This is a genomic window from Proteus sp. G2675, assembly GCF_963886535.1.
GTDB lineage: Bacteria > Pseudomonadota > Gammaproteobacteria > Enterobacterales > Enterobacteriaceae > Proteus > Proteus mirabilis.
The window spans coordinates 115,451-128,606 of sequence record NZ_CAWPCB010000037.1; the positions used below are offsets into that span (position 1 = coordinate 115,451).

10 protein-coding genes and 2 tRNA genes are annotated in these 13,156 nt (G+C 42.8%); all 12 read right to left on the reverse strand.

The window, feature by feature from the left end:
• Nucleotides 1-100 precede the first annotated feature (100 nt).
• Nucleotides 101-1,936, reverse strand: a complete 1,836-nt coding sequence (locus AACQ49_RS12665) for a DEAD/DEAH family ATP-dependent RNA helicase (protein WP_026090516.1) — start codon at nt 1,934-1,936, stop codon at nt 101-103.
• Between the two features lie 171 nt (nt 1,937-2,107).
• Nucleotides 2,108-2,995, reverse strand: coding sequence for a lipoprotein NlpI (gene nlpI, locus AACQ49_RS12670; RefSeq protein ID WP_004249600.1), 888 nt, complete (start codon nt 2,993-2,995; stop codon nt 2,108-2,110).
• Nucleotides 2,996-3,109: 114 nt separating this feature from the next.
• Nucleotides 3,110-5,239, reverse strand: coding sequence for a polyribonucleotide nucleotidyltransferase (gene pnp, locus AACQ49_RS12675; protein ID WP_004246234.1), 2,130 nt, complete (start codon nt 5,237-5,239; stop codon nt 3,110-3,112).
• 269 nt (nt 5,240-5,508) lie between these two features.
• A complete protein-coding gene (gene rpsO, locus AACQ49_RS12680; protein ID WP_004253005.1) occupies nt 5,509-5,778 on the reverse strand; it encodes a 30S ribosomal protein S15 in 270 nt (89 codons plus the stop codon).
• A gap of 122 nt (nt 5,779-5,900) precedes the next feature.
• A complete protein-coding gene (gene truB / locus AACQ49_RS12685; RefSeq protein ID WP_004253007.1) occupies nt 5,901-6,857 on the reverse strand; it encodes a tRNA pseudouridine(55) synthase TruB in 957 nt (318 codons plus the stop codon).
• Nucleotides 6,857-7,258, reverse strand: coding sequence for a 30S ribosome-binding factor RbfA (gene rbfA / locus AACQ49_RS12690; protein ID WP_004246236.1), 402 nt, complete (start codon nt 7,256-7,258; stop codon nt 6,857-6,859). The genes truB and rbfA overlap by 1 nt, the downstream gene beginning before the upstream one ends.
• 307 nt (nt 7,259-7,565) lie before the next feature.
• On the reverse strand, nt 7,566-10,316 hold the full coding sequence (gene infB, locus AACQ49_RS12695) for a translation initiation factor IF-2 (RefSeq protein ID WP_004246237.1): 2,751 nt from the start codon (nt 10,314-10,316) through the stop codon (nt 7,566-7,568).
• A 22-nt stretch (nt 10,317-10,338) separates the two neighbouring features.
• Complete coding sequence (gene nusA / locus AACQ49_RS12700; protein WP_004246238.1) at nt 10,339-11,847, reverse strand: transcription termination factor NusA; 1,509 nt, start codon at nt 11,845-11,847, stop codon at nt 10,339-10,341.
• A 20-nt stretch (nt 11,848-11,867) separates the two neighbouring features.
• On the reverse strand, nt 11,868-12,320 hold the full coding sequence (rimP, locus tag AACQ49_RS12705; RefSeq protein ID WP_004253010.1) for a ribosome maturation factor RimP: 453 nt from the start codon (nt 12,318-12,320) through the stop codon (nt 11,868-11,870).
• Nucleotides 12,321-12,519: 199 nt separating this feature from the next.
• Nucleotides 12,520-12,596: transfer RNA gene (locus AACQ49_RS12710), tRNA-Met, on the reverse strand.
• 60 nt (nt 12,597-12,656) lie between these two features.
• Nucleotides 12,657-12,746: transfer RNA gene (locus tag AACQ49_RS12715), tRNA-Leu, on the reverse strand.
• Between the two features lie 64 nt (nt 12,747-12,810).
• Nucleotides 12,811-13,155 (reverse strand): preprotein translocase subunit SecG, encoded by a 345-nt coding sequence (secG, locus tag AACQ49_RS12720; RefSeq protein ID WP_004246240.1) that lies wholly within the window; start codon nt 13,153-13,155, stop codon nt 12,811-12,813.
• Between the last annotated feature and the right edge of the window lies 1 nt (nt 13,156).

Sequence of the window (13,156 nt, forward strand, 5' to 3'; positions counted from 1 at the left end):
AGGCGCCAAACACCATGCTCAGCATACTATAAAAAAACCAGTCCATTGTATGGACTGGTTTTTATCAATTCAGCTTAAAATTGAATAAACTTTAAGTTTCTTATTGATTATGAGAGCTACTACGGCGACGTGGTGCGTTTTCGTTATTACCGCGACCACGGAAGTTACCACGCTCGCCATTACCACGGCGTGGTGGTTGATCGCCTTTACTAAAGCGACGACCACCTTGTGGCTGACCATCACGACGGCTGCTATTACGGCGCTCACGGTAAGGTTGTGCATCACCCACTAACTGCATATTCAATGGTTTATTCATAATACGAGTACGAGTGAAGTGGCTTAATAAATCGCCTGGCATCCCTTTTGGTAACTCAATGGTTGAGTGAGAGCCATATAATTTGATATTACCAATATAACGGCTACTGATATCGCCTTCGTTGGCAATAGCACCAACAATATGACGAACTTCAACCCCATCATCACGACCCACTTCAATACGATAAAGATCCATTTCACCCGCATCACGGCGCTCACGACGTGGAGAACGTTCGCGATCGTTACGGCGATCGTCACGATCGTTAAATTCACGACGAGGACGACGTACTGGATCAGGTGGCAGAATAAGTGCACGCTCACCTTGAGCCATTTTCAGTAATACTGCCGCCAATGTTTCCATATCTAACGCTTCTTCACCTTGTGGCGCTAATTTTGGTAACAATGCACGATATTGGTCAAGGTTACTTGTTTCTAACTGTTGAGCGATTTGCTGAGCAAATTTTTCCTGACGACGCTGACTAATCAGCTCTGCGTTTGGTAATTCAACTTCAGGAATAGACATCTTCATCGTGCGCTCGATATTGCGCAGTAAACGGCGCTCACGATTATCAACAAATAGAATTGCACGACCCGCACGACCAGCACGGCCAGTACGGCCAATACGGTGTACATAAGACTCTGAATCCATAGGGATATCATAGTTGACAACCAAGCTGATACGGTCAACATCCAGACCACGCGCAGCAACATCCGTTGCGATAAGGATATCTAAACGGCCGTTTTTCAGACGCTCTAATGTTTGCTCACGCAGAGACTGATTCATGTCACCATTCAATGCCGCACTGTTATAGCCATTACGCTCTAAGGTTTCTGCTACTTCTAAGGTCGCATTTTTTGTACGAACGAAAATAATAGCAGCATCGAAATCTTCTGCTTCTAAGAAACGGATTAATGCTTCATTTTTACGTGCACCATAAGTCATCCAATAGCTTTGGCTAATATCTGGGCGTGTAGTTACACTGCTTTGAATACGTACTTCTTTTGGATCATTCATAAAGCGGCGTGTAATACGACGGATAGCTTCTGGCATCGTCGCAGAGAATAATGCGGTCTGGTGCTCTGCTGGGATCTTACTTAAGATATTCTCAACATCTTCAATAAAGCCCATACGTAACATTTCATCAGCTTCATCTAATACTAAACCTTTTAGTTTAGATAAATCTAAGGTGCCACGGTTTAAGTGATCTAATAAACGACCCGGTGTACCCACAACAACTTGTGGCCCTTGGCGTAATGCACGTAGTTGAACGTCATAGCGTTGGCCGCCATACAGAGCAACGACATTCACTTTTGGTAAATGTTTAGAAAAATCTTCAATGGCTTCGGCAACCTGAACCGCAAGTTCACGGGTTGGTGCTAACACTAAAATTTGTGGTGCTTTTAATGATTCATCTAGATTGTGTAATAACGGTAAGCTAAACGCAGCGGTTTTACCACTACCGGTTTGTGCCATACCTAGAACATCATTGCCATCTAAAAGGAAAGGAATACATTGTTGCTGAATTGGAGAAGGCTTCTCGTAGCCTAAATCATTCAGTGCAGTCAAAATAGGTGCTGATAAACCTAGATCAGCAAAAGTCATATCGGTTTCAGTAGTCATGTCACTGTGCCTCATTCATTATGGCGGCCAGTTGACATAACATACCGCATGGTTTGTCGGTCTTTATCATCTAAAATGTGAACTGGCTCAAATTATATTATTAAACGAACAAACAAGCCCTCATCCTATGCAGATGATGGCTTTCAAACTGATCAAAGAAATGTTCGTCAGCTATTGCTGGTCCGATTCCGCTAGGTCTTCTTGTTGGCCTAACAGTGCTAATTCCAACAATGCGTAGCGGTGCTCAACAAAGTTATGTGCGTTGTTGGCAACCGTCAGCTTGAATAACGCTTCAGCGCTATCCATGTCCCCCAGACTTAGGTAATATTTACCTAAATAGAAGTTAGTTTCACTAAGATGCTCAGCGAGCGAAGTGTTATCGGTTGACGTCTCATTTAGCCTTTCCATTAATGTTTTTTCACTAATGTCACCTAAATAAAACTCAACTATATTCCATCCCCATTGTCCCGTTTTATTCGCCTGTAGGTATCGCTGTTTCAGCTGTTTTTTAGCAGAATCAGAGTCTATCTCTTTTTCAACAAGATATAACCAAAGCGAACGAATGGGATCATTTGGATCGACCTGATAAAACGCCTGCAGATCATCCTGCGCCAATTTCAATCGGCCACCATAGTATAAAGCGATACCACGATTAAAACGCGCATTATTGTAAGTTGGATCAAGCTCTAAAACAGAATCAAACGCTTCATAAGCAGCATCATAATTCGCTGCTTGCGTAAAATAGATACCTAGAAAATTAAAAATTTCTAGCATATCTGGTCTCATTGACAGCGCCATTGAAAAATCATTGCGCGCCAATGCTCTTAAACCGAGACTATCATACAGCACACCACGCTCATATAAAAGCTGTGCATATTCATCTTCGGTTAATGAACGGCTCGCCAGAATTTGTTCTATACGAGCCAATATCACTTCTTGTTGTAAAGAAGGCTGTAGTGGAGTAGCAAAAATAGCATTCTTACGCCATTCTGGACTAGTGCTGCACCCGGAAATAAAGATGAAAACAGCAATAGAACAACCGCGCAGAAATGTTTTCATTTCTCACTCCCAAAGTCAGACTCTTTCAACAAAAAGCGTTTTATGACGTCCTACTTGTCAATCATAATAAGTCTCTACCGATACCTATGTCTAGATATCGGTAGTAGAATATCATTAATTTGCAGGATCTTCAGAAGAAGTTTCAGCTGCTTCCTGCTGGGTTGCTTGAGCCTCTTTCATGCTTAAGCGGATACGGCCTTGGCGGTCAATTTCCAGTACTTTCACTGGAACTTCTTGACCCATAGTCAGGTAATCACTTACTTTCTCAACGCGTTTGTCTGCGATTTGAGAAATATGCACCAGACCTTCTTTACCACCGCCGATAGCAACAAATGCACCGAAATCAACGATACGTGTTACTTTACCGTTATAGATACGGCCAACTTCGACTTCTGCCGTGATCTCTTCGATACGAGCGATAGCTTGTTTTGCTTGTTCGCCACTAGTAGCTGCAATTTTCACTGTACCATCATCTTCGATTTCGATAGTGGTACCCGTTTCTTCCGTTAATGCACGGATAACTGAACCACCCTTACCGATAACATCTTTGATCTTATCAGCATTGATTTTGATAGTGTGAATACGTGGTGCAAACTCAGAAATTTCTGCACGAGGCTGGCTAATTGCACTTTCCATTACCCCTAAAATATGCAGACGTGCGCTTTTCGCTTGATTTAACGCAACTTGCATAATTTCACGAGTGATACCTTCGATTTTGATATCCATTTGTAATGCACTGACTCCGTTACGGCTACCCGCAACTTTAAAGTCCATATCACCTAAATGGTCTTCATCACCTAAAATATCAGAAAGAACAACGAAGTTTTCACCTTCTTTTACCAGACCCATTGCAATACCAGCAACAGATTCTTTAATTGGTACACCAGCATCCATCAGTGCTAAAGAAGCACCACAAACAGATGCCATTGAAGATGAACCATTGGATTCTGTAATTTCAGACACTACACGTACTGTGTATGGGAATTCTTCAATCGTTGGCATAACGGCTAATACACCACGTTTTGCTAAACGACCATGACCAATCTCACGACGTTTTGGCGAACCCATCATACCTGTTTCACCGACAGAATATGGAGGGAAGTTGTAGTGCAGTAAGAAGGTATCGGTATGCTCACCCATGATGTCATCAATGGTTTGTGCATCACGTGCAGTACCTAAAGTAGCTGTTACTAATGCTTGAGTTTCGCCACGAGTAAATAGCGCAGAGCCATGTGTACGTGGTAATAAACCTGTACGAATATCTAAAGCACGTACCATGTCTTTTTCACGACCATCGATACGAGGTTCACCTGCTAATACACGAGCACGAACAATTTTCTTCTCTAAACCAGAGAAAATTTCAATGATTTCGCCTTCGTCTAAAGACTCATCTTCTGCTAATAATGTGCTAATCACTTCATCACGAATAGCATCGATTTGCTCATAACGTTCTTGTTTTTCAGTAATACGATATGCATCACCAATACGAGTTTGTGCTAATTGAGCAATACGATCATGTAAAGATTGGTTAATAGGCTCTGGTGCCCAATCCCATTTTTCTTTACCGACTTCGGCAACTAATGCATTGATATTTTCAATCACAACTTGTTGTTGTTCATGACCAAATACCACTGCACCTAACATTTGTTCTTCTGATAATAAATCAGCTTCTGATTCAACCATCAGTACCGCACCCGCAGTACCTGCAACCACTAAGTCTAATTTACTAATTTTCAGTTCATCAACGGTTGGGTTCAGTACATATTGACCATCAATAAAGCCAACACGAGCACCACCGATAGGACCATTGAAAGGTACACCTGATAATGACAGTGCTGCAGAAGCACCAATCATAGCAACGATATCTGGGTTAACTTGTGGGTTAACAGAAACCACAGTCGCAACCACTTGGATTTCGTTTAAGAACCCTTCTGGGAATAGTGGGCGTAAAGGGCGGTCGATAAGACGCGCGATTAAAGTTTCACCTTCGCCAGGACGACCTTCACGACGGAAGAAACTTCCTGGAATACGGCCAGCTGCGTATGAACGCTCTTGATAGTTAACGGTGAGTGGGAAGAAGTCTTGTCCTTCTTTCACTTTTTTCTTAGCAACAACGGTAACAAAAACAGCAGTGCCGTCCATGTCAACCATTACAGCAGCCGTTGCTTGGCGAGCCATCATGCCCGTTTCTAACGTAACGGTATGTTGACCGTATTGAAATTTACGAACTGTAGGATTCAGCAAAATAATATCCTTTATCTTATTGTCGCATGATATTTAGCGACGATGAATAATCTTTTCTCCGCTACGTCCCCTCGCGACTAATGAAAATATTTAACTTAACCACGTTTAAACACTTTCATTAGCCGCGCGAATTGTCGCAACTAGAGAGACTAAATAACCATCACCACATTAAAACATAACGACTCATTTTTGAAATAGCACTTTCTTAAAAATAGCACTTTCTAGTAGAAAAGGGGCCTACTGGCCCCTTTTCACTGAAACTCACTTGATTAGCGACGCAGACCTAAACGTTCAATCAGTGCAGTATAACGAGCTACATCTTTACGTTTCAGGTAGTCCAGCAGATTACGACGGCTGGAAACTTTACGCAGCAGACCACGACGGCTGTGGTGATCTTTTTTGTGCTCTGAAAAGTGACCTTGCAGGTGGTTGATTTCTGCAGTCAGCAGTGCGATCTGAACTTCGCTTGAGCCAGTATCGTTAGCATCACGACCGAATTCAGCAACGATCTTTGCTTTCGCTTCAGTACTTAGAGACATAATAAAACTCCAATAAAAGTAAAATTTTCAGATAGCCAATCTCTAATTCAGCTATCCAACTCAGCCACCTAAACAGATAGCCGCATTATTCTACGCTTCAAACACACTTAGCGCAAGAATTGCTATTCAGGGTTATTGAGTGCGTGATAATCCACGACTAATCTTTTCGGTGCAACTAGACCATCTTTGATGATCGCAAGGCCAATAAATTTTTTCTCATCGCCTTCGGTGACTCTGACCCATTCCCCTTCATCCAAGGTGTGATTTACCCGAACCGGTTGCCCCAGTTTTAAGTAACCCGCCATAATGGCGGTTAAATGCACCACAGGGAAATGTGCAACCGCAGTATCCATAGGCAATAATAAGGCATCTAACGCAGGAAATGGTGACTCATCTTGTTGCTGAGCATCATCAATGATTGCGCGCAATTGCTCAAGCGTCACCATACGCTCTTTCGGATAATCTGCGACTTCTAAACGACGTAAGAAAATCACATGGGCACCACAGTTTAATTTCTCACCCAGATCATCAATGATAGTGCGAATATAGGTACCTTTAGAACAATGAATTTCTAGTTCTAATTCATCGTCTTCCCAGCGAATAAATTGCAATTCATACACGGTAATGGGTCTTGCTTCTCGCTCAACTTCAATACCTTGTCTTGCATATTCATAAAGTGGTTTACCTTGATGCTTAAGGGCTGAATACATTGAAGGAATTTGCAATGTTTCACCACGAAAACTCTCTAACGCAGCATCGAGCGCTTGCTGGTTAAACTGTACAGGTCGTTGCTGGATCACTTGTCCATGAGCATCAGAGGTATCTGTTCTTTCACCTAATTTGGCAATCACTCGATAGCGTTTATCTGAATCCAATAAAAACTGTGAAAACTTTGTCGCTTCACCTAAACAGATAGGAAGCATACCTGTCGCTAAAGGATCTAAAGCGCCGGTATGCCCCGCTTTACTTGCATTAAACATGCGGCGTACTTTTTGCAAAGCGTCATTCGATGAAATATCTTGAGGCTTATCAAGCAATAATACGCCGTTAATCTCACGCCCTTTACGACGACGCCCCATTACTCTTCCTCTTTATGACGGCGTTTTTCATCATCTTTGACAACATTTGACACAAGGTTAGACATACGCATACCTTCAACTAATGAATTGTCATAAGCAAATGTTAGCTCAGGAACAACACGTAAGCGCATCGCTTTACCTAATAAAGAGCGAATAAAGCCTGCTGCTTCGTTAAGGGCTTTTAAGCCATTTTCTACCATTTCTTCATCGCTTTCTTCACCTGCTGATAGGTTTAAAAAGGTGACAAATACTTTTGCGTAAGCCAGATCACGTGAAATTTCAACACCGGATACGGTGGCCATTCCAATACGTGGATCTTTTACTTCGCGCTGTAAAATGATGGCGATTTCTTTTTGCATTTCCTGAGAAACACGCTGAGCACGGCTAAAATCTCTTGCCATTTTATCTCTCCCTGACAATGTCGTTATCACTCTATTGTCATTATTGATCCAATTTTAAAATCGATGATATCTAAAGAGTATACATAAAGTCACGTTTCACAACCGCTTTACGCTTTTTTTCTCTTTAGCAATAAATCTGCTCTTTAGCGTTATCTTACCCTGTTCTTTTAATGACATAAATTACTGAAAGCCAATCTATTTCGCTTATATTGAAAAATACAGAAAAGAATAAAGGGGGAATAGCATAAAGAGAGGAATAAGAAGGGAGCCATTAAGCTCCCTTCCTTTTTAAATCAGACGTACTCGATTAATCGATAGAACGTTTAATTTCGATAACTTGGAACACTTCAATCATATCGCCAACACGGACATCGTTGTAGTTTTTCACACCGATACCACATTCCATACCATTACGGACTTCGTTGACGTCATCTTTAAAGCGACGCAGTGATTCAAGCTCACCTTCGTAAATAACCACGTTATCACGTAATACGCGAATAGGATTGTTACGTTTAATGTTACCTTCAACCACCATACAACCCGCGATAGCGCCGAATTTAGGTGATTTAAACACATCACGAACCTCAGCAAGACCCATGATTTCTTGTTTGTATTCAGGCTCTAACATACCGCTCATTGCTGATTTAATTTCATCAATCAAGCTATAGATAACGGAGTAGTAACGTAAATCAACACTTTCTTGTTCGATAATACGACGAGCAGAAGCATCAGCACGAACGTTGAAACCAAGAATGATAGCATCAGAAGCAGCCGCTAAAGTCGCATCTGTTTCAGTGATACCACCCACGCCAGAACCGATAATTTTCAGTTTAACTTCATCTGTAGAAAGTTTAACTAATGCATCAGTGATGGCTTCACAAGTTCCTTGAACATCCGTTTTCAGTACGATGTTCAGTTCAGAAACTTTACCTTCTTCCATGTTAGCAAACATGTTTTCCAGTTTAGATTTCTGTTGACGAGCCAGTTTCACTTCACGGAATTTACCTTGACGATATAAGGCAACTTCACGCGCTTTTTTCTCATCACGAACAACGGTTGCTTCATCACCCGCAGAAGGTACATTAGACAGACCTAAAATCTCAACAGGCATTGATGGGCCGGCAGATTGTACTTCTTTACCTAATTCGTTACGCATTGCACGAATACGACCGTATTCAAAGCCACACAGAACGATATCACCTTTATTCAAAGTACCTTCACGAACAAGGATAGTCGCAACAGGACCACGGCCTTTATCGAGGTAAGATTCGATAACAACACCGCTTGCCATACCTTCTTTTACTGCTTTCAGTTCAAGTACTTCAGCTTGTAATAAGATAGCATCCAGCAACTCGTCAATACCTAAGCCTTGTTTTGCTGACACATGGATAAACTGAGTCTCACCACCCCAATCTTCTGGCAGAATGCCATATTGAGACAGCTCAGTTTTAACACGATCAGGATCAGCTTCTGGTTTATCAATTTTGTTCACGGCAACAACAACAGGCACATTTGCTGCTTTGGCATGTTGGATAGCTTCGATAGTTTGTGGCATCACACCATCATCAGCAGCAACAACCAGAACAACGATATCCGTTACCTGAGCACCACGGGCACGCATTGAAGTAAATGCGGCGTGACCTGGAGTATCTAGGAAGGTAATTTCACCTTTGTCGGTTTTAACGTGATAAGCACCGATATGCTGAGTAATACCACCTGCTTCACCTGAAGCCACTTTCGTTGAGCGAATGTAGTCGAGTAAAGAGGTTTTACCATGGTCAACGTGACCCATAATAGTCACCACAGGCGCACGAGATACAGCCATTTCATCGCTAGTATCACGGTCGTTCATCACTTGTTCTTCTAACTCGTTTTCACGACGTAAGATAACTTTGTGACCCATTTCTTCCGCAACCAGTTGTGCCGTTTCTTGGTCTAAAACTTGATTGATGGTTGCCATTGCACCCATTTTCATCATTGTTTTAATGACTTCAGAACCTTTCACTGCCATTTTGTTTGCTAAATCAGCAACTGAAATAGTCTCACCAATGACAACATCGCGGTTTACAGCAGCTGCTGGCTTATTGAAGCCTTGCTGTAATGTGCTGTTTTTACGTCCTTTGCCTTTCTTGTTAGAACGGCCAGCAGCGCGAGCTTCTTCACGATCTGCTTTTTCAGAGTGACGGTTATTTTTCTTTGGACGAGGGGCTTTTGCTGCACGACCACGGCCACGGCCACCTTCAACCTCAGCATCACTTTCATCTTCTGCATCACGCGCATAGCGAGATGTCGTCACATGATAGTCAGTACCTTCTGTTTCAGATGACGTATCTGAAGTCCATTTTTCAGCATTTTCTTCCGCTAAGCGACGCGCTTTTTCTGCTGCAATGCGAGCTTCTTCTTCAGCTTTACGACGCTGGGCTTCTTCTGTTTTACGTTTCAGTTCAGCCTGTTCGGCTATGCGACGTGCTTTTTCCTGATCAGCCTTATCAGCTTTTGGTTTCTCGTTTTGTTTCACTTTGTCTTTTTCCGCTGCTTCGCGCTTAGCTAATTCCGCTGCTTCACGTTTTGCTTCTTCAGCTTCACGTTTTGCCTTTTCTTCAGCCTTTTTCTTGGCTTCTTCAGCTTCACGTTTTGCTTTTTCTTCAGCTTCGCGCTGTGCTTTCTCTTGTGCTTCGCGCTGTGCTTTTTCTTCTGCTTCGCGACGCGCCTTTTCTTCCGCTTCACGCTGAGCTTGCTCTGCCGCTTGTGCTTTTTCAACTGCATCACGGTTCACATAAGTGCGTTTTTTGCGGACTTCGATGGCTACTGATTTATTTTTGCCACCTGTACCAGGAACACTTAACGTACTACGCACTTTGCGCTGTAACGTTAATTTTTCTGGTTGGCTGGTTGACTCTTTATCACGGTTCAACCAAGCCAGCAAGGTTTCTTTCTCTTTTTGGGAGACAGAATCAGAGACGGTTTTCTTAATACCGGCATCAGCAAACTGCTGTACCAAACGTTCAACCGGTGTCTGAATCTCTTCTGCAAGTGATTTTACTGTTTCATCTGTCATTCTGTTCCTTCCTGCTCAGTTGTTACGCATCATTCCCAAACCAGCAGATATTACGAGCAGCCATAATGAGTTCGCCTGCGCGCTCACTATTTAAACCGTCAATATCAGTTAGGTCGTCGATACCCTGTTCGGCAAGATCTTCCAGTGTGCAGATACCACGGGCAGCTAGATCAAATGCTAAAGAACGTTCCATGCCTTCGAGAGCTAATAAGTCCTCAGCTGGCTGGTTATCGCCTAGGCTTTCTTTTTGAGCTAGTTCAATCGTTGTTAATGCCGCTTTTGCTCTTTCACGTAATGCTTCAACTGTTTCTTCATCAAGACCGTCGATAGCTAACAGTTCGTCAATCGGCACATAAACTAACTCTTCAAGGGTAGAGAAACCTTCTTCAACTAAAACAGTTGCGAAGTCTTCATCAATGTCGAGATGCTTAGTAAATATTTCAATGGCTGCGTTTGCTTCTGCCTGATGCTTAGCATTCAGTTCATCTGCAGTCATGACATTCAGTTCCCATTTGTCATCACCACGATGTTTTTTCAGTAATTGCGCTGCTAAGCGAACATTTTGACCATTACGGCCAATCGCTTGGGCAAGATTACTGCTTTCAACAGCGACGTCCATTGTACATTTGTCTTCATCGACAACAATAGAAGCAACATCTGCCGGAGCCATTGCATTAATCACGAATTGTGCAGGATTATCATCCCACAGAACAATATCAATTCGTTCACCGCCCAGTTCACTGGAAACGGCTTGTACACGTGCACCACGCATACCAACACAAGCACCCACAGGGTCGATGCGTTTATCGTTGGTTTTTACAGCGATTTTGGCACGAGAACCTGGATCACGTGCTGCAGCTTTAATCTCAATGATCTCTTCGCCAATTTCAGGTACTTCAATGCGGAATAATTCGATCAGCATTTCAGGACGAGAACGTGTTACGAAAAGTTGTGCACCACGAGTTTCTGTACGAACATCGTATAAGACACCACGTACACGGTCACCTGGGCGGAAATTTTCACGCGGTAGCATATCTTCACGTAAGATAACAGCTTCTGCGTTATTTCCTAAATCTAGGGTGATGTTATCGCGGTTTACTTTTTTCACAACGCCCGTGATAATTTCGCCTAATTGTTCGCGGAATTGATCAACAACCATCGCTCTTTCCGCTTCACGTACTTTTTGTACGATCACTTGTTTTGCGGTCTGGGTGGTAATACGGTCGAAAGTAACAGACTCAATTTGGTCTTCAATGAAGCCGCCTAGTTCAATTTCAGGCTCTTCGTATTTAGCCGCTTCAAGTGTGATTTCACGAGTAGGCTGAGTAACTTCTTCAACCACAAGCCAACGACGGAAAGTATCAAAATCCCCCGTTTTACGATCAATGCAAACTCGTACATCAATCTCTTGCTCATATTTTTTCTTAGTCGCTGTCGCTAATGCAGTTTCCAGTGCTTCGAAAATCTTCTCACGAGGAAGAGATTTTTCGTTAGAGACCGCTTCCACAACAGCCAGAATCTCTTTGTTCATCCTAGTTGCCTCTTCAAAACTTAAAAGTGGGGTACCAGGTTAGCTTTCTGGATGTTGCTCAGTGCGAACACTTCGTCTTTACCATCCACAGTAACCGTGATCATTTCGCCAGCGACAGACTTAATAATGCCCTGCCATTTACGGCGGTTTTGCATCGCAATTCGTAATACAACGGCGACTTCTTCGCCGATAAATTGCTCATAATGCGTTGTAGTGAATAAAGGTCTTTCTAAACCAGGAGATGAGATCTCAAGGTTATAAAATGTTTGAATTGGATCTTCAACATCCAGCACAGCACTGACCTGGTGGCTAACATCAGCACAATCATCAACAGTGATACCTTCTTCACTATCAATATAGATACGCAATGTTGATACTCGACCACGAATAAACTCAAGACCAACAAATTCAAAGCCTAATGCTTCTACTGGTGCTGAAACCATCGCTGTTAATTTTTGCTCTAATGTGGACAAACCCACCCCCAAGGCATAAAAAAAGGGCTTATAGCCCAGTATTCTATTCTCTGATAACAAAAAACCCCGAAATTCGGGGCTTTATGCAACTGGACCCTGTAACTTGCCAATCGAGATAACCTCTTCTACGGCACATTCCACTCAGGATCATAATCGGTTTACAAGATGATTAATGAGAAAAGTGCTGTATTGTTAGAAGTGGTTGCGGGGGCTGGATTTGAACCAACGACCTTCGGGTTATGAGCCCGACGAGCTACCAAGCTGCTCCACCCCGCGTTCGAAAAACGTGGCAAATTTTACGCTGATAACAAGCAAAACGCAAGCTATCTGGAATAATGGTGCCGAGAACGGGACTTGAACCCGTACGCCCGTTTTGTAGGCACTACCACCTCAAGGTAGCGTGTATACCAATTTCACCACCTCGGCACTTTAATGAGACTGTTTATTTAACCAAAACCCCAAACAATCTCATTTTTAACTATTACTTAGTTTACTGCGGAATATCTGTGTTTGCTGGTGCTACAGGCGCTGCTAATTGCTCAGCTTTTTTCGCTTCTTCTGCAGTCTGCTCGATAGACATCCACTTACTGTCTTCACGAACAGTTTTATTGGCACTTAAATTACCTAAAATAAGGCAAAGTACAATAAACACTGTTGCTAAAACAGCGGTCATACGGGTCATGAAATTTGCTGAACCGCTTGAACCAAATACTGTACCGGAAGCACCTGCACCAAAAGAAGCGCCCATATCAGCACCTTTACCCTGCTGTAACAGGATCAGACCAACCAGCCCTGTTGCTGCAATGATAAGAATAACAATGAGTGCTGTATACATT